The organism is Bacillus cereus group sp. MYBK139-1 (assembly GCF_051916915.1).
Lineage (GTDB): Bacteria > Bacillota > Bacilli > Bacillales > Bacillaceae_G > Bacillus_A > Bacillus_A pacificus.
Genome location: NZ_JBQAHO010000003.1, coordinates 443,547 through 461,542 on the forward strand (window position 1 = coordinate 443,547; position 17,996 = coordinate 461,542).

Sequence of the window (17,996 nt, forward strand, 5' to 3'; positions counted from 1 at the left end):
GGAAAGGTATTACGATTCTCAAAAAATACCTTTCTTCGTTTGAACCTGTATGAAATGTACTACTATTTAACTCCTAACTTTAGTAAGGAATCTCCTGCTTGAATCTTTTCTATTTCCGTTTTTTTGATGCTATATTTATCATAATTTGTAACAACAACTGGTGTTGTCACAATATAACCCGCCTTTTGAATTTCAGATATATGAAACTCAATAAGTAACTCCCCTTTTTCTACTCTCATTCCTTGTTCAATATGAGAGGAGAAAAATTCACCATTTAATTTCACAGTATCCATCCCAATATGGATTAAAATTTCAGCACCTGAATCTGCCGTAATTCCTACCGCATGATTTGTCGGGAACAGCGCAGAAATCGTACCTGAAACGGGTGAAAACAACTTTCCTTCTGAAGGCTCAATCGCAACTCCTTCACCTAGTGCACCTGATGCAAATGCAGCATCGTCAATATTTTGAAGCGGCATAACAGCCCCATGGAAAGGACTAAAGATTACTTCATCATCGTTTGATGCAGCAATTTTTTTACTTGTGTCCTCTGTTTCTGTAGATGTTTGTTTTTTCGTAAAACCGAATAAGTAAGTCAGAATAAAACCGACTAGTAAAGAAACAACCATCGCAAGGATTGCGCCCCAAAATCCAGCAGTAATCCCATCTTTCGGACTAATAAATGTCGGAAGTGCAAATATACCAAGTCCGCCTGTCATATACCCTTGTGTACCGAATACACCAAGTATTCCGCCACCAATTCCTCCCGCAATACAGCTCATAATAAACGGCTTTTTAAGCGGAAGTGTAATACCATAAATCGCCGGCTCTGTAACGCCGAAAATACCTGAAATAAAAGCTGGAATACTAAGTGTTTTTAATTTCTTATCTTTCGTTCTCACCCAAACGCCAAGCACAGCACCTATTTGAGCAAATGAAGCAGCAAATATAAGTGCGAGTATTGGATCAATACCGTGCACTGCTAAATTATTAAAACCAATCGGAATAATTCCCCAATGAAGACCGAATATAACGAGTACTTGCCAGAAAGCTCCAAGTAACAAACCTGCTACTAACGGGCTTAAATGATAAACCCAAAGTGTCGCCTGTCCTAAAAACTGCCCTGCCCACGTCGCAATTGGACCAATAACGAGAAATGTAACTGGTACAACGATTAGTAACGTTAAGAATGGTAGTACAAATGTTTTCACAACATCCGGAATCACTTTCTTTAAAGACTGTTCAACTCTCGCTCCAAAATAAGCAGCAAGAATAATTGGAATAACAGATGATGCGTAGTTCATTAAAATAACTGGTATTCCTAAAAACGTAATATGAATTGGTGATTCAAACATCGTCCCCGCAAATAGCGTATATAATGGCTCACTTGCTTTTAAACCGGATAAAGCCGGATACACTAACGCTCCCCCTATTGCCATACCGATGAATGGTGATCCTCCAAATTTCTTACTTGCTGTATATCCTAAGAAGATTGGGAAGAAATAAAATAACGAATCGCCAACTGCATTTAATATTTGATACGTTCCTGACTGCATACTTAACCAGCCTAACGCTACAAATAGTGCATTCAATCCTTTAATCATCCCAGTTGCAGCTAACACTCCTAAAATAGGAGTGAAAATGCTAGAAAGAATATCTATAAGACTACTCTTTTTCTTCTCACCCGCACTTTCTTCCTCTGTTTCTTGAAACCCTCCAACAGCAATAACTGCTTTATATACGTCGGATACATGGTTACCAATTACAACTTGATATTGTCCGCCACTTTTCATAACAGTCACAATGTCTTCCATACTTTTCAGTACTTCTGTATTTGCTTTCCCCTCATCTTTCAACTGAAATCGTAAACGAGTGACACAATGTACAACGCTACTTATATTTTCTCTCCCGCCAACATTCTTCAGTATGTCTTTTGCTAATTTTTCATACTTCATAGTAACTTTCCCTCCCTACAGTCATGCCTTTTATCATTTTTATAAAAGAAAAAACCTAAACTAACCGTAACGACGTGATACATACGAATCACTCCATTACAAGTCAATTTAGGTTTTGCCTGCCAAACAGTAACAATCCCGTTTATTCAATTACATAATTCATTGCGTTTCGTTACACGATGAATGTGCAACGTTAAGTACACTTTTTCATCTTTTGAAAGATGACTATTATGTGCTTTTTGTAAGTATGCTTCAATTTTTTCTGTACAACAATATGCCTCTTCATACTTACTTTTCACTTGCTCGTATAAAAAATCATCCTCTGCCGAATGCAATTCCTTCTGCATTAAACGCTGGGCAAAGTATCGTAAATGCGTTACGAACCGACTATAATTAAATGAATTTTCATCTAAGTTCATCTTATAGTGGTACTTTACAACATTTAAAATATCTTGGACGATTTTCGTCATCGCCACCGTTTGCTGCATTGCCGGCTCTCCTTGCTGCGCATTCACGAAATGCAAGGCAATTGACCCTGCTTCATCTTCAGAAAGTCTAAAGCCAGTCTCTTCTTTAATAATGTTCAAAGCTTGTAGACCAATTTCAAACTCTTTCTGATAGAATCTCTTAATCTCCCAAAGCAAAGTATTTTTCAGATCCATTCCTTCTTTATGCCGAGTTAAGGCGAAACTTAAGTGATCCGTTAATGTAAGATAAATATAATCACTTAAAGTCCCCGGCAAAACTGTCTTAGCAAACTGAATAATTCTCTCGGTAATCTCTAAATTTTCTACAGGAATTTCAGTTAGCAACCTAGCAAGTTTCTCTGATAATTCCCTTGTTTCTAGTACAAAGGTCTTTTCTATCTTAGATTCATCAATCGTATCGCCTACTTTTTTCTGAAATCCCAAACCTCTGCCCATAAGTACAACTTCTGTCTCATTATCCTTCATCGTACAAACAACATTGTTATTTAAGATTTTATGGATTCTCATAGTGTTCCGCCTTCTTCTTCTTAAATTCACAAAAGGTAATAAAAAAACCTAAACTGATTCCAAAAGCCACACTACACCCGTAGCCTCTAGATCAATTTAGGTTTTGCCTGCCGAACAGTAACAATCCTTTTACTTATTAACTTACCTTCATTATACACAAAAAGTAAGCGGTTGCAATGATGAATTATTGAATATTTTTTTACAAAGCAAACATCATTATATTTTACAATTGCTGCAGGTAGCATTTATCTTTCACTACATCTATCATTCTAAATAAATAAACATAATCATTACAAAAATTCCATATAGACCCATTACTGGTTAAAATGTTATAATGAAATCACCCTACATAGTTACTCATATTTAACTTGAGGAACTAGCGTCTTATTAAGCAATGCGCATAAATCAAATAAAAAAGACACTTTTTACAGTGTCTTTTTTATTTATATTCTCATAGAAAATATCTCTTTTATACACAAAATCTAGCAAATGAAAAAGGAGACTATCATATGGAGCATCCTCTAGCAAGAGAACTACGTAACATACGTATATGCCTTATTATCTTGATCATTGTCATTGCATTTTGGGATCGTGAGAAACCTGTGGAAATCACTGATCATGATAGTGACCCTATCTTAAACACTAGCAATATGACCCAAATTGGCGATAATACATTTGCCTATAAAGATGAATCTGATCAAATTAAAATATTTAAGTTTAACCCAGATACAAATGAAATAAAGCTAATAAAAGAATTTTACGCTAACGAATATTAATGAAATAAATGGGACAGAAGGCACCTCAGGGTGTCTTTTTTTTATTTTCAAAAGGACCTGCTCACATTCAGGCGTCAAACATAAAGTAAATGGAATCCGTTAAAAAACACGAGTGACCCTTTGTTTTCCCCTCTTATTAAAGGAGGAACTATTATGGGATTTGGTGGTAGTTGCGGCGGAGGCTGCGGTTTTGCTGGAGGATTTGCATTATTAGTTGTATTGTTTATTTTATTAATCATCGTTGGAGCTGCTTGCTTCTGCTAAACAAACTATCGGAAAAGACACTCTTATATGGGTGTCTTTTCTTTGTAAACTAAAACATACGAGAACTCAAGCCTTTAGTCATAACTACGACTAAAGGCTTTTTCTATACAAAAAATGAAACATAGTAAAAATAAAATACTTGCTTACATTGTTTTCCGCTTTACAAACTATATCCAAAAAGTTGGATAACTCCTTTTACTACTCATATTATTAATAAATAAAGCAATAACTACAATAACAACGGAACCAATTAAAACTGGTGTTACTAAATAACTCCAACTGTATGCACCTAAAATAACGATAATTGGATTGGCCCCTGCCGGAGGATGTGTTGTTCTTGTTAACATCATAATAGCAATCGACATCCCAACTGCTAAAGCAATTGTCCAATATTCATTCCCAAACAAATGATATATTGATAGACCAATGAAAGTTGAAATCAAATGTCCTCCAATAATATTACGCGGCTGTGATAACGGTGCATTCCAAACTCCAAACGCTAATACACAACTCGCCCCAAATGGAGCCATTAACAATTCTGTAGAAGTTATACTCGTTAAATATGTTAAGGTGAGAATTGTTAAAAATCCCCCCAATAATCCCGTTAAAGAATCTTTTATATTTACTTGTAACGGACTTCTTCCTTTCCCTTTCATTTTTGCAAAATATCGTACACTTATTGGTGGAGCCTCTTTCTGCTTAGCTGCTGCTATATTATCCATCATTCTCCTCCTTTATTTACCAACAATTATATTTTAAACAAACTAACCAGTCAATATTAATTTTAGGGGTTAGTTTAAAAATGCATAAAAAAAGATCAACTGCTATCAGTTGATCACCTAAACTTCTTCACATTTTCGATCCTGGAATTTTGCTACCTTTTTCCGGTTCCCACATATTTTCATAGAACACCATTTTCGTTTTCCACTTTTATCTATAAATAATAAAACACAGTCAGGGTTTGAACACCTTTTAAGAGAAATAAGCTTATTTTCTGCTATTAACGTTAAAGCATCAAATGCAATTACCGATACGAGTACATCCTCAATCTCTCCAACTGGGATAGGTACTAGACTCTGTTCAATGACTCTATATGTAAATGGTGCCTTCTCAATTTGTTTTTCTAAATACGTAATAAAATCATTAGAAATTTCGTGCTGATCAGCAATTGTCTCAAACTGTTTTCTCAGTACTTCTCTTGCCTCTAATATGCTAGATGTAACTTGATCCATTCGTTCTTGAATTCCTATAAGTGTTTTTTCATTCCAAAAAGGCAGATTAACCTTTATTACATGTAGCCATTCTAATACATCTTCATCTGTTATTAATAAATCATAACGTTGTCCACGCCTAACTAGCTCTGTATTTACTAAATCTAATGAGAGATTTCCAGATATAAGCGGGAATTGTTTTGTTTCCTGCATGTACTCATCACCTACTCTTTAAATAATCATATTCCAAATTCATACAGAAGTACAACTTTTTTATAAAGTCACACCCAGAAAAAAGCCCTATTATTAATAGCATCTCATTCATATTTAAAAGAATCTACATATACCTCCTTCCCTTAAAATCATCAAAACCTATTTACAAATCTATAAAAGTAGATATAATATCTTTATGGAACCTTCATTAATTTATAAAGCATTGTCAAATGAAACAAGATGTCAAATTTTATCATGGTTAAAAAATCCAGAAAACCATTTCGACGAAAAACCTTATTTAGAACAAGGAATTAATTTTCAGATTGGAGTGTGTGTAGGAGATATCCAGCTTAAGACTGGGTTAGCCCAATCGGTTATTTCTAGTTATTTATTAACTATGAAAAAGGCAGGGCTACTAGACTCTGATCGAATTGGAAAATGGACATACTATCGTCGAAATGAAGAAACAATACGGGCGTTTTCTGAATATGTCCAAAACGAATTATAAAGTAAAAGCTACTAATCAAACTACCAATTGATTAGTAGCTTTTACACCTTCTGCTTTTTTACAGGTGTCCAATTATTTTTTTATAAAATTGCACTACCTATAAAAGCAAGAAACATAGAAAGGAGAAATTTTTTTAACACATCATATCTAGTTATTTAGATATCTGTTATTGTATTTAACATTACATAAATCTAATAAAATTGACATCCAATCATACTCGCAATAAATGCTCATTTCTTTATTAATGAATCGATTTTACTTTCAAAATAATGATAAGAATGGGGAGTTTTACAAATGAAAAAAGTAAATCCTTTACTTATTCTGACACTAGCAATAGGCGTGTTCGGAATTATTACTACCGAGATGGGTATTGTCGGTGTATTACCACAAATCACTCAGAAATTTGGTATTTCCACTGCTCAAGCAGGATTTTTAGTAAGTATATTCGCGCTAGTTGTTGCTATTTCTGGTCCGTTTTTAATTTTGCTCGTCTCTAGTGTTAATCGAAAAATAATTTTATTAACAGCAATCTTTGTTTTTGTTATTTCAAATATAATCTACGCTTATACAACACAATTTGAAATCATGCTTATTTTTCGTATTTTACCAGCAGCTCTTCACCCACTCTTCTTTTCAATCGCTCTTGTAACTGCTGCTAAACTTGTCCCCCCTGAAAAAAGTGGTCAAGCAGTTACAAAAGTTTTTATGGGAATTACAGTTGGTTTTGCTCTAGGTGTACCATTAACCTCTTACCTTGCAGACCAGTTTTCACTAGAAATTGCTTTCTTATTCGGAGCGCTTGTTAACGCTCTTGCATTCATTGGAATATTAATCTCACTTCCTTCTATGCCTGTTAAAGAAAAAATGTCCTTTGGCAAACAAATTCGCATACTCGGAAAACCGGGATTATGGTTAAATATTTTAACCGTCACATTCCTTTTTGCCGCCATGTTTTCTGTATACAGCTACTTCGCCGAGTACCTTGCAAAAGTAACTTCTATGAATGGATCGCTCATCAGTATTATGCTATTTATATTTGGTATAGTTATGATTTTAGGCAATCAATTATTTGGTGGTCTCCTACAAAAAAGTATAGTAAATACAGTAATATCGTTCCCTATTTTATATTCTATTGTTTACATATTGGTTTATTATTTAGGCTCCTACCTTGTTCCAATGATTTTTATGGTATTCATTTGGGGAATCATACATGCCGGCGGATTAATTGTTGGTCAAACATGGTTAATAAGCGAAGCAAAAGAAGCACCTGAATTTGGTAATAGCCTATTCGTTTCATTCTCCAATCTCGGAATTACTTTAGGTACAACTATTGGAGGCTGGTTTATTTCAAACTTAGGTATTCACCAGCTTATTTGGAGCGGATTTATATTTATACTACTTTCATTTCTATTAATTATAATAAAAATAAAATTTTTCGATTCTAATAATCAAGCATCATTATCAAGTTAATACATTTAGTAACGCCGTAAATTCTTCTTTCATTTTAGATTACGTTCAAATATACAACCTATTTCCATCAGAATCTTTATATTGTTTTTCTCATTATTACAGGATATAAGTCTCCCATAAAGTGGAACTTTAATCAGCCGGGGCTTTGTCCACCCTCCACTGGTTATTAGCCCGCAAATAGCGGGATACATAACCAAGTAAATTTTTATAAACTTACACGTATGATACCCAAAGCCTTTAGCCATAATTACGACTAAAGGCTTTTTTGTATATAACTAAAAAGGAGCTGACTGTATGGAACAGAATAAAAATGGAATCCTCGCTTTAATTGTTTTGTTTGTAGGACTAGCATTTTTTGTTATCGGTATGGTTTATCATTTATGGGGCACGGTTTAAGAAAAAAAGTACTCATATGAGTACTTTTTTCTTAAGATTTCATGTAAAACCATTCTAAACTTACTTACATGCATACAATTATCAATGACGGTTATATAACCGATAAGATTATAGATTATCAATTTAGCAATCTACATTTATATGATTAGGAAAGGAGCTAAAAACTGAAAATGTTAGAAATCATTTTTGTTGCTGTATTACTTTTGTCTAGCATCCAACTTATCTTTATCAAGCGTGGGTTGACGAAAAAGAATGTATTCATCTTAATAATAAATTACATATTCTTATTAGCCACCATCGTATTAATTGGCGCAAACTGGCGTATGATACCTGCTTATTTCTTATTGTTCGTTTTAACATTACAAGTTTTTTTGAAACCAAAAACTACAGCTGTTTCTAAAAAGTTAGTGATGAAAATTTTAAAAGGGGTAGGAATTATCGTAACTGCTATCGCAATGTTCACGTTACCTTTACTTTTCCCGATCATAACACTCCCAGAGCCTACAGGAAAATATACAGTAGGAACGAAAGCTTTTCATTTAATTGATACAAATCGAAAAGAAACTATTGTACCCAGTAGTCATGGAAATCGTGAAATAATGATACAAGTGTACTATCCTGCCGAAAAAGGATCTGGGAAACCTTCTGCCTACTTTGAGAACATAGACGCCCTCGCTGAACAATTGGCTGTAACAAAAGGTGCTCCATATATCGTAACAACACATTTAGGTCTGACAAAAACACATTCTTATCAAGATGCTAAGCCACTTCAAGTTAAAGAAAAATTCCCACTCCTTTTATTCGGACATGGAATGGAATTATACGGACAACAAAATACATTCCAGTTAGAAGAATTAGCTAGTCAAGGTTATGTAGTAATCGCTCTTAATTTCACAGGATATGCAGCAACAACAATTTTCCCTAATGGAAAACGTATAGATTCTGTACCAATTGAATTTACACCTAACGCTTTAAATAACATGGTTCGAAATTGGGAACAGGATACTACTTTTGTTTTAAACGAAGTAATAAAAGGCAATTTTGATAAAAACTTTACAGCTATTGCAAATTTAATTGACGATGACAAAATTGGCATGTTTGGTCACTCTTATGGAGGAGCAACTGCCGCGCAAATGTTAGTAAAGGATAATCGTTTTAAAGCTGCGATTGATATGGATGGTGGATTGTATGGCGATCCAATGCCTAAAGACGGCCCTCAAAAACCATTCATGTTGATGAATGCTGAAGCTACCATTCAGTATATGAAAGAAGCGGAGAATCAAAAGACAGACGGAATCCAAGATGAATTGTTTGAAATATCCTATTTAAGAAATAAAACCATTGAAAAACCTGGCGCGTACACAGTTGTACTTCCAAAAACAAATCATAATAGTTTTACAGATTTAGCAGCATTTTCACCTATTATTAACGAACCCGGTGAAGATGTAGCCGCAAATTATACACTCATTAATAAACTAGTAACTAGCTTCTTCGATCAAACTTTAAAAGGGATAAACGAAAATCATTTAGAAGAAATTCAGAAGCAATATCCTGAGCTTCATCTTATTAAACACTAATAACCATTTCCCTAGTTATGGAACCCCTCCTTATGCTTGAGGGGTCTCCACTTTAACACAATTATAAAAAAAGGCCCCATCACTGGGGCACTCAAAAAATAATATAAGTAAATGAATTAAAACAAATAACAGACAACTAAAATATATATCATAAAACATCATATAATCCATATATATGCAAAAATACATAAAAAAATTTACTATTACATGTTATACTAAAACAGGAGTCGACAATCGTTATTTTCTTCTTAGTTTTAAAGCAATATGGATATATACCTTCTTATCGCATTTGGATTGTACAAGCAAAAGAAGACATCTTAATTGATGTCTTCTTTTCTTATATTTTTATGAATTCCTTTGAGCAGATGCTCTCCAAGCACGAAAAGATGTTGGGTGTCCAGAATGAGCTCTTTGCTTTGCAGCAGCAACAGCTGGTTTTTCTTCAATAGTCTTTGGTTTTTCTTCCACAATCACTGATTTTTCTTCAAGAGTATTCACAGCTGTTTGCATTTTCTCCAGCTGTTCTTTTAAAGCTTGCTGTTCAATCTTTAAATCTGTAAGTAAACGTAAAATCATTTCAGAATTAGCCATAAAGATCCTCCTTCCCCCAATACACAGAATAAAATACAATATGTCATCAGCCGAATAGCGGTGACAAAAATAAGGTCGTCAACTCTCTTAAAATCTAAGCACCTTTATTTTTCAAAAGGACCTGCTCAAGATTATCCGTAAAAACATAAAGTGAATTAAATCCATTAATTAATGGTCTTTATGGAAGGAGGAGTTAATATGGGCTATGGCGGTAGTTGTGGTGGAGGCTGCGGTTTCGGCGGCGGTTTCGCTTTACTTGTTGTACTGTTTATTTTATTAATCATCGTTGGCGCTAGCTGTTGGGGCGGCGGATTCGGCTGCTAAGGGGAGGCACTCTTGAGAGTGTCTTTTTTTATGTCTTAATATGTGAGATTTCCATTCTTCTTTCCCTTTCAATTTATTAGTTCCATAGGCTTTATCCGAAAATAACAATGAGATTGTGCCCCATTTTCACATACATCTCGACTGTAATCAAAATTCATATTATTACAATTAGGATTGTACAAATCAAAAAAAACGCCCGATCATGAGCCTTCGCTTCATTTTCAAAAGGACCTGCTCAGCTTCATACGTAAAAACATAAAGTAAATAGAATCCGTTAAAACACATGAATGCCCCCTTGTTTTTGTCCTCTACTCTAAAGGAGGAACTATTTATGGGATATGGTGGTAGCTGCGGCGAAGGCTGTGGTTTTGCTGGAGGCTTTGCTCTATTAGTTGTATTATTTATTTTATTAATCATCGTTGGAGCTTCTTGCTTCTGCTAACAAACTATTAGAAAGGACACTCTTATATGAGTGTCCTTTCTTCATAAAAAACATCCATATATAGTGGAACTCTAATAAATGAAGATCTTAATATACACTAGAGATATAGCTATGAGATTCTAAAGCGAAACTTTAATCTCTTTTAACTTCTCTAACTCCCGCTTCACTTCTTCTTGCAAATTTTGATCTAACAATTCTTGTTGATTAGGAGCCTTCAAATTATAAAAATAGCTACTAGCAGCTGTTTCTGCTTCTAATTTTTGCACATACGATTCAATGCGGGCAAATCCTTTCGCTGTACTTTCTGTATGGAATGAATCAATTGCTGCATTGCTCTCTTTTATTGCTCTCGCTGCATTTAATCGCGAAACGAGAACAAGTTCTTTATATTGTAGCTCTTCATATTTCTCTTGCAATTTGTCAATCTGTTCATACAGTTTCGCAGTTTGCTCTTTCGTTACTTCATACTGCTTGCGATACAGTTCTGCTTTTTTCTCATTTGAAATTTTTTCTTGCAGGGCTAACTGCGCCATATGATCTTCTCCGCGTGATACTGCGAGTTCAGCTTGACGAGTTCTCTTCGCGATAAGAGCATCCGTCTCTGAAATTAATGCTTTATATTTATTTTCTAAATAATATTGGTGAGAGAGTGCTTTTTGAGCTTTCGTAATTTGCTGTTCTGTTTCACGAAGATACTGCTTCAACATGCTCACGGGATTTTCCAGTTTATCTAACGTTTCATGCACATCCGCCACTACAATACTTTTAATACGTTTTAAAATACCCATTATTACTTCTCCTCCTTACGAATATTACGTTCCCATCGATCTAAAATATCTACCTGTTTTTGTACTTGGAAATCACTGTATAACTCTATATCAGTTGCCACTCTTTTTTCTTTAAACTTTTTATATGCCCAAACAATCGCTACAACAAATGTAAGCATCGGAAGGACTGGTAATACACCAATAACAAGGAGCACTATGCCTGTCCACTTTTTAACCATATTCCCTTCAGACTTACGAATCATAAACCAGCCGAAAAGAACAAATCCAAATGCTAACAAGAATGGTATAAAGAATAAACCACCAAACTCTTTTTCAAAATGTTTTTCATGATGATTTTGTCGCTCAAAGTGATGAGACTTCTCTTTTTGAGCAACGAAAGCTTCTCTTTCTTTATCGTGAGAAACAGTATACGCCGCCTGTTTATGCTTCTCATGATCCCCCCTATCAAACTTCATACTATGTAATCCAAACAATAGGAATGCCAGAAGTAACGGAAGGACCAAAATCCATTTTAACCAACGCATTTTTTTACGCTTATTCTTTTTCATCTGTTCACCACCATCTATCGTTCGTTTTTGAAAGAAGTATAAGATGTATTACCTCCCTTTATCTTTAATACATATGAGTGTAAAACTTAGACGTGAGAAGTGGATGAAAGGAAAATGATGAATGTATGAGAAATATATAAGAAATTTCTCATACATGATAGAGAAAAAAACGTCGATAAATTTAAGTTACAAATATTCAGAATTAATATTAAAATAAAAAATGGGGATAGGGGTATGGGATTATAAAATTTATACATAATGAGGGAATAGAAATGAAACTACAATTAAAAGCGGATTTAGGGCTACTACTAGTTACATTCTTTTGGGGTGCATCCATCTTACTTACAAAGGTTGGACTTGAAGGCATAGAAGAATACAACTTAATCGCATTACGATTTATTATCGCCTTTCTTTTATCAGGTTTAATATTTTACAAACATTTATTCAAAATCGATTTTAAAACGGTAAAATATGCATTTATACTCGCTTCTGTTTTATTTATCGTTTACATTTTCGCGACTTTCGGCACGAAGTATACGAGTGTTTCTAATGCCGGTTTCTTACTATGTCTCACAGTCATCTTCATTCCGATCTTATCAGCTATATTTTTAAAACATATTCCGGAACAGAAAGTTATAGTAGGAATCATTTTAACGATAATAGGAATCGGCTTATTAACATTAACGAGTGAATTCAAAATCGGTAACGGTGACATATTTTGCATACTGTCTGCCTTATTTTATGCGATTCACGTCATCATTACTGGCAGCGTAACGAAACATGTGAACTCCATTGCACTTGGAGTAGTGCAACTTGGTTTCGTCGGCCTATTTAGTCTTATTTTTTCATTCATTATCGAAACGCCAAAGCTTCCTAGCACAATCAACTCATGGCTCATCATCTTAGCCTTAAGCATATTTTGCACCGCAGTCGCATTCATCGTGCAAGTTATCGCCCAACAATACACGACGCCTACACATACCGGACTTATTTTTTCATTAGAACCTGTCTTTTCCGCAGGCTTTGCTTTCGTTTTCACAGGTGAAACACTTACAGGAAAAGGATACTTAGGGGCGACACTTATATTAGTAAGTGTGTTGATTGCTGAGGTAGATTTTAAGAGTTTATTACGAGTTAATTATAAAAAGAATGTGGAATAGATAAACATACCCCGGGAAAATATTCGTTACTATTATTTTCATTCTCTTGTAAATGAGACTTTTTTAGATGCTATCTTCGAATAAGATAGCATCTAAAAAATGTTAAAAGGAATTATTATATTTATGTAGCCTGCATAGTTCACCGTTTCTACATTACTTACTGCACATAGTCATACAAATTTTTCGCTAACAACAAACAAGTTACGGTAATGAAAAGGGCGCGAACATACCCGCTTCCTTTTTTTATAGCAAACCTGGAGCCAACAATCCCTCCAGCAATTTGAGCAATTCCCATTATGAAGCCATACGCATAGTTTACTTGCCCTACATACATAAACATGAACAATGCACCAACGTTACTTCCTAAATTAAGAAACTTCGCCGTACCTGCTGCTTTTAAAAAATCATACCCAATAAATAAAAGAGAAAACATTAAAAATGAACCTGTACCAGGACCTAGAAATCCATCATAAAAACCAATAGCAAAAATAAAAAAGGTAAAAATAATGACGTGTCGACCAGATAATTTCTTATGAGTAGAAATACTTCCCCAATCCTTCTTGAATATCGTATAAATAGCGATCACACCAAGCATGATCAACATCAATGGCTTCAATACTTCTGGATTCATTAAATGAACGGTCCATGCCCCTACTATGGAGCCTATGAAAGTGATTGGAAATAATTTAAACGCCGATTTCAAATCAAGATTACCAGAACGATAAAACACAATATTACTAGTGGCACTTCCCATTGTTGATGCTAATTTATTCGTGGCTACTGCACTTGCTGGATTCAATCCTGTAAATAATAAAGCTGGTAAGGCGATCAATCCACCACCGCCTACAACTGAATCAATAAATGCAGCCACAAACCCAAAAACAATCAAAATCATTAATACAGATGGGTCTAAATAAAAATCCATACTAATAGCCTCCCCTTTAGTCACTATTGTAATAGTAACTATCAATTTGCTAAATGTAAAGAGTTATTGTAACGTTGAAATATAAAGTGAAACTTTAATCAGTGGGGGGTTTTGTTCATCCCCACTGATTATTAGTTGAACCAATCGGGCTTTTACGGACAGTTAATCCCCACCTAACTTCTTTGCTTCCGCTGAATTTTGAGGTGGGGGTCTTACTGTGCCCGTTAAAGCGGGATAACAGCAAACATCGGAGGACAAAAAAAGTGGACTACATAGTGCAACAGCTTAAAAAAATTGGTTTTAATGAATATGAAGCTAAATCTTATGTATCTCTTGTTAAACAGGGGGCTGTCACAGCCTACCAAGTGAGTAAAGATTCGGGTGTCCCAAGAGCGCGAATTTATGAGATTTTAGGTAACCTTGTAGAAAAAGGAATTGTCATGAAGGAAGAAATAAATGACACCACTCGCTATTCACCTCTACCTGTTGAAATCTTTTTACAGAAAGCTCAATCAGAATGGCAGTCTACTTATGAAGGAATCAGTGATTCATTAAAAAAACTCGAAACTTCCGAGGAAAAAATGGATAATCGAGTAATTACTTTAAAAGACAACAAAACAATCATTAGCTATTGTCAGGCATTAATAAAAAAAGCAGAACAACGTATTGTCATTTCAATGTGGGATGAAATGTATGAATCGTTAAAAGAGGACCTAGCTGAGGTAGCTGATAAAGTCACAGTACAAGGTATTACCCTGCATGTTGAAAATCCTATTAAAAATCTAGAATCCCATCGTATCACAGCTTATACAGAAACCCTCTCTACAGAACATTGGTTTATTTTATCGATAGATTCTAAAGAGATGATTTATGGACCATCACTTGAAGAGCGTAATATTGCTTTTTATACAGATGACCCCGTTCATATATACTTATTAGAGGATTATGTATGGCATGATGTTTTAGTAAATCGCCTTGTCCGACGTAGCCAAGATGACTTGGAGCAATGGATTACTGCAGAGAGAAGAGCTTTCTTTATGGAGAAATAAGAAACATATTCAAAAAATAAAGCATAAGTGAATACAATAGAAAACTTATGCTTTATTTTATATGCAAAGTAATACTCCAGTCTTTTCACTATTTCTCCTCCACAAACCGCCCATACTCCTTCAAAAACCGCAGCTTAAAACTCCCCACAGGTCCATTCCGATGCTTCGCCACATGAATCTCCGTCATCTCTTTCTGCTTCGTTTCCTTATCGTAATAATCTTCGCGATACATAAGCATAATGACATCCGCATCTTGTTCAATTTGTCCTGTTTCTCTTAAATCAGATAAAAGAGGTCGCTTATCTTGCCGTGACTCTACAGAACGAGATAATTGTGATAATGCTACTACACAAACATTTAATTCACGCGCTAATAACTTAAGCTTACGCGAAATTTCACTAATCTCTTGAAACCGATTGCCCTTATGCTTCGGCTCGCCCGTAATAAGCTGTAAGTAATCTACAATAATTAAAATCTTTTTATCACCGTGCTTCCTCTTTAACTTACGAGTTTGCATCCAAATATCTTGCACCGTAACGCCTGCATTGTCGTAAATCTCAAGTGGCAACTCACCAATCTCCGCAAACGCCTTACTTACCTTCTCCCAATCTTCCATCGCAAAACGATGCTTCGGATTTTTCAGCCTACCTCCTGACACTTCACCTACGCAAGAAGCCATCCTTTTTAACAATTGCTTACTACTCATCTCCAACGAAAACAATCCAACCGCCGCTCCAGACTTCGCCGCATGCAGTCCAACATTTAGCGCAAACGCAGTCTTCCCCATAGAAGGACGTGCACCAAGGACGACAAAATCACCTTCCTGCAATCCACACGTCATTTTATTTAGCGATGTATATCCAGTCTCAATACCAGTAATCTCTTTCGCATCTTGATGAAGCTCTTCATATAAATCAACTAGCGCATCCTTCAAATCAAACTCACATACACAGTCCTTCTCCTCTAACTCACAAAGTGCCGTAATCGTCTCACCAATAATTTTCTCACTCTTCTCCGCAATAAGGCGCTCTCCCATCTTGTGCCCGAGAACACCCGCCTGATACATTTTCCAGGCACCTCGAACAAGCCCCTCATAATAAGAGAAGTTGGCAATTGTAGGAACTCCATCCATTAACCCTATAAAATACTCCAGTCCCCCGATCCCCTTCAAAAACTTCGGATCTATCCTAGAAGTGAACGTCACAAGGTCAATCGGTTGCCCCTCTTCTTCCATTTTTCGCATTAACTGAAATATAGACTTGTGCACAGGCATCGAAAAATACTGCTCCGTCAAACGGCACTCCTTAATAAGCTCTCCATCAAGTAATAGAGAACCTAATACCGTCTTTTCCGCCTCCACATTTTGAATACTCATGGACGCCACCCGCGCTCCGCTAAAAAGCGCTGCAACTCTTCCTCAGACGGCGCATTCTTCTCCCACTCCTCACACCTCGCCAAAAACTCCTCTGTCTCCCCCGTACTAACAGACGACTCCTTCTTCCTAAAACTCGCCGTATCCGCCTCAACCTCACACACTTTCGTAAATCCTTTCCCGTGCCACCCTCTCAAAATCCCCTTCACATAAGCAATCGTCCGCTTATTATTCTCAAACGCAATTTGAAGAGCCTTCAGCACAAGCTCCTCTGACAAATCTTCCATCCACGCACTCAGTTCCTCTACTGCAAACGGAGACAAACTACCGAAATGTTGCTCATAAAAAGAAAACACACGACTTCCCGTTTCTTCCTCTATAACCTCTTCTTCCGCCCCTGTCTCTTCACAAACTGTCTCAACATCATCCACAGCCAAATCACCAGGCATACCGAAATGCGCTAAAAGCATCGGAACATTCATTTCCTCCTCTACACACTTCTGAAGAAACATATGTACAAACTCCTTATTCTTCACACCCTTAAGCTCACGAAGCACACACTTCTCCACATTCGTATTCGTCACAGGATTATAACGAAGCCAATTTAAAACGAATAACTCCCGCGTCTCCGCATCATAAAGAATCTTCCCGTAATCAACGAAGCGCTGCACAAGCTTATCAACAGTCTCCCGATTATAACCCGTCTCCATCTCAGCTAACCGCTTCGGAAAAGGAAAAATCCCACACTGCGTCGTCTTCGAACAAGTTAACAAATACACATAAAAATACCGCTCCTCCGGCGTCAAATCCAAAACAAAATCATCCTGCCAAAAATTCACCTGCACAGTACGATACACCGCCATCCCAATTCCTCCCGTCCTAATTCAAAATAAAAATTTCCTCTTTGTACTATATATAGGAAGGAGGGCCGGTTTTTTGGCGTGTTATTTCAAATTTTTTTCGACTCCTACTACGGTGTTTGTTATTGTTTTTGTTTTGTTATGTTTTTTCTTAGTGATTTATTACTTGGTAGGGGCTTGTAAGGGGCTTAGGAGGGGCTAGTTATCGGTTACTTCGATTAGGAAGACTCGATCTGAAAAGCCACCTCGTTCTTCTGCTTTCTTTTTTCGGATATTGTTGATTTCTTCTAGTGTTGTGCCTTCGTGTTCGGCTAGGGCGTTTATTAGTTCTAGTAGGTCGGATAGTTCTTCTAGTTTATGTTCTTTTGTGTCTGCTTCTAGATATTCGGTTAGTTCTTCTTCTGTTTTTTTGCAGAGTTCTTTTATGTATTCGTCTTCGGGTAGGATTCTTGTTGTGGGGGTTTTTCCGTTAGCTTCTATTATTTGTGGGATTTTGTTTCGGATTAGTTTGTTGTAGGTCGGCATGGGATTTCCCTCCGTTTGGTTTTTCTTCTATTATAATGGAAAAGCAG

At 35.9% G+C, this 17,996-nt stretch carries 20 protein-coding genes; 9 read left to right on the forward strand and 11 right to left on the reverse strand.

Features of this window, described 5'->3' with window-relative positions; all coding sequences use genetic code 11:
- Window positions 1–62: 62 nt before the first annotated feature.
- Both ACTFRS_RS19390 and licT read right to left on the reverse strand, forming a co-directional pair.
- Window positions 63–1,955, reverse strand: a complete 1,893-nt coding sequence (locus tag ACTFRS_RS19390) for a beta-glucoside-specific PTS transporter subunit IIABC (protein WP_139868912.1) — start codon at window positions 1,953–1,955, stop codon at window positions 63–65.
- 146 nt (window positions 1,956–2,101) lie between these two features.
- A complete protein-coding gene (gene licT, locus ACTFRS_RS19395) occupies window positions 2,102–2,950 on the reverse strand; it encodes a BglG family transcription antiterminator LicT (RefSeq protein WP_139868913.1) in 849 nt (282 codons plus the stop codon).
- A gap of 509 nt (window positions 2,951–3,459) precedes the next feature.
- Here licT and ACTFRS_RS19400 point away from each other — a divergent pair.
- Both ACTFRS_RS19400 and ACTFRS_RS19405 read left to right on the forward strand, forming a co-directional pair.
- Complete coding sequence (locus ACTFRS_RS19400; protein ID WP_440023394.1) at window positions 3,460–3,726, forward strand: YmzC family protein; 267 nt, start codon at window positions 3,460–3,462, stop codon at window positions 3,724–3,726.
- 153 nt (window positions 3,727–3,879) lie between these two features.
- Complete coding sequence (locus ACTFRS_RS19405; RefSeq protein WP_000505679.1) at window positions 3,880–3,990, forward strand: YjcZ family sporulation protein; 111 nt, start codon at window positions 3,880–3,882, stop codon at window positions 3,988–3,990.
- A gap of 167 nt (window positions 3,991–4,157) precedes the next feature.
- Here the strand turns inward: ACTFRS_RS19405 and ACTFRS_RS19410 are convergent, their stop codons facing one another.
- Window positions 4,158–4,712: an HPP family protein gene (locus ACTFRS_RS19410; protein ID WP_439195418.1), complete on the reverse strand. Its 555-nt coding sequence runs from the start codon at window positions 4,710–4,712 to the stop codon at window positions 4,158–4,160.
- A 117-nt stretch (window positions 4,713–4,829) separates the two neighbouring features.
- Window positions 4,830–5,414, reverse strand: coding sequence for a CGNR zinc finger domain-containing protein (locus ACTFRS_RS19415; protein WP_440023392.1), 585 nt, complete (start codon window positions 5,412–5,414; stop codon window positions 4,830–4,832).
- Between the two features lie 196 nt (window positions 5,415–5,610).
- Between ACTFRS_RS19415 and ACTFRS_RS19420 the strand changes: the two genes are divergently transcribed.
- The 3 genes from ACTFRS_RS19420 to ACTFRS_RS19430 all read left to right on the forward strand — a co-directional run bounded on the left by ACTFRS_RS19420 (window position 5,611) and on the right by ACTFRS_RS19430 (window position 9,365).
- Complete coding sequence (locus tag ACTFRS_RS19420; RefSeq protein WP_060629779.1) at window positions 5,611–5,922, forward strand: ArsR/SmtB family transcription factor; 312 nt, start codon at window positions 5,611–5,613, stop codon at window positions 5,920–5,922.
- Between the two features lie 294 nt (window positions 5,923–6,216).
- Entirely contained in the window at window positions 6,217–7,392 is a 1,176-nt protein-coding gene (locus ACTFRS_RS19425; protein ID WP_088326353.1) for an MFS transporter, read from the forward strand.
- A gap of 566 nt (window positions 7,393–7,958) precedes the next feature.
- The gene (locus ACTFRS_RS19430; RefSeq protein ID WP_318160840.1) at window positions 7,959–9,365 is read left to right on the forward strand and encodes an alpha/beta hydrolase family protein; all 1,407 of its coding nucleotides are present in this window, start codon (window positions 7,959–7,961) and stop codon (window positions 9,363–9,365) included.
- 345 nt (window positions 9,366–9,710) lie between these two features.
- On the opposite strand, the gene ACTFRS_RS19435 is transcribed toward ACTFRS_RS19430, so the two are convergent.
- Window positions 9,711–9,956, reverse strand: coding sequence for a hypothetical protein (locus ACTFRS_RS19435; protein WP_000013681.1), 246 nt, complete (start codon window positions 9,954–9,956; stop codon window positions 9,711–9,713).
- A gap of 198 nt (window positions 9,957–10,154) precedes the next feature.
- Between ACTFRS_RS19435 and ACTFRS_RS19440 the strand changes: the two genes are divergently transcribed.
- Window positions 10,155–10,280: a YjcZ family sporulation protein gene (locus ACTFRS_RS19440; protein ID WP_000540377.1), complete on the forward strand. Its 126-nt coding sequence runs from the start codon at window positions 10,155–10,157 to the stop codon at window positions 10,278–10,280.
- Window positions 10,281–10,611: 331 nt separating this feature from the next.
- On the forward strand, window positions 10,612–10,722 hold the full coding sequence (locus tag ACTFRS_RS19445) for a YjcZ family sporulation protein (protein ID WP_000540373.1): 111 nt from the start codon (window positions 10,612–10,614) through the stop codon (window positions 10,720–10,722).
- Window positions 10,723–10,841: 119 nt separating this feature from the next.
- Here the strand turns inward: ACTFRS_RS19445 and ACTFRS_RS19450 are convergent, their stop codons facing one another.
- Both ACTFRS_RS19450 and ACTFRS_RS19455 read right to left on the reverse strand, forming a co-directional pair.
- Window positions 10,842–11,510 (reverse strand): PspA/IM30 family protein, encoded by a 669-nt coding sequence (locus ACTFRS_RS19450; protein WP_440023389.1) that lies wholly within the window; start codon window positions 11,508–11,510, stop codon window positions 10,842–10,844.
- 2 nt (window positions 11,511–11,512) lie between these two features.
- On the reverse strand, window positions 11,513–12,058 hold the full coding sequence (locus ACTFRS_RS19455; protein WP_440023388.1) for a hypothetical protein: 546 nt from the start codon (window positions 12,056–12,058) through the stop codon (window positions 11,513–11,515).
- A 272-nt stretch (window positions 12,059–12,330) separates the two neighbouring features.
- Here ACTFRS_RS19455 and ACTFRS_RS19460 point away from each other — a divergent pair, with 272 nt between their 5' ends.
- Complete coding sequence (locus ACTFRS_RS19460; protein ID WP_139869023.1) at window positions 12,331–13,218, forward strand: DMT family transporter; 888 nt, start codon at window positions 12,331–12,333, stop codon at window positions 13,216–13,218.
- Window positions 13,219–13,375: 157 nt separating this feature from the next.
- Here ACTFRS_RS19460 and ACTFRS_RS19465 read toward each other — a convergent pair whose 3' ends face one another.
- Complete coding sequence (locus ACTFRS_RS19465) at window positions 13,376–14,143, reverse strand: TSUP family transporter (protein ID WP_440023386.1); 768 nt, start codon at window positions 14,141–14,143, stop codon at window positions 13,376–13,378.
- Between the two features lie 263 nt (window positions 14,144–14,406).
- Here ACTFRS_RS19465 and ACTFRS_RS19470 point away from each other — a divergent pair, with 263 nt between their 5' ends.
- Window positions 14,407–15,192, forward strand: a complete 786-nt coding sequence (locus tag ACTFRS_RS19470; protein ID WP_440023385.1) for a TrmB family transcriptional regulator — start codon at window positions 14,407–14,409, stop codon at window positions 15,190–15,192.
- Between the two features lie 88 nt (window positions 15,193–15,280).
- On the opposite strand, the gene dnaB is transcribed toward ACTFRS_RS19470, so the two are convergent.
- The 3 genes from dnaB to ACTFRS_RS19485 form a co-directional block, all read right to left on the reverse strand.
- Entirely contained in the window at window positions 15,281–16,567 is a 1,287-nt protein-coding gene (dnaB, locus tag ACTFRS_RS19475) for a replicative DNA helicase (protein ID WP_318160836.1), read from the reverse strand.
- Window positions 16,564–17,427 carry a DnaD domain-containing protein gene (locus ACTFRS_RS19480; protein ID WP_440023383.1) on the reverse strand — a complete coding sequence of 288 codons (864 nt, stop codon included), beginning with the start codon at window positions 17,425–17,427 and terminating at the stop codon, window positions 16,564–16,566. Before ACTFRS_RS19480 ends, dnaB begins: the two co-directional genes overlap by 4 nt.
- A gap of 195 nt (window positions 17,428–17,622) precedes the next feature.
- Complete coding sequence (locus ACTFRS_RS19485; protein WP_440023381.1) at window positions 17,623–17,949, reverse strand: nucleoside triphosphate pyrophosphohydrolase; 327 nt, start codon at window positions 17,947–17,949, stop codon at window positions 17,623–17,625.
- Between the last annotated feature and the right edge of the window lie 47 nt (window positions 17,950–17,996).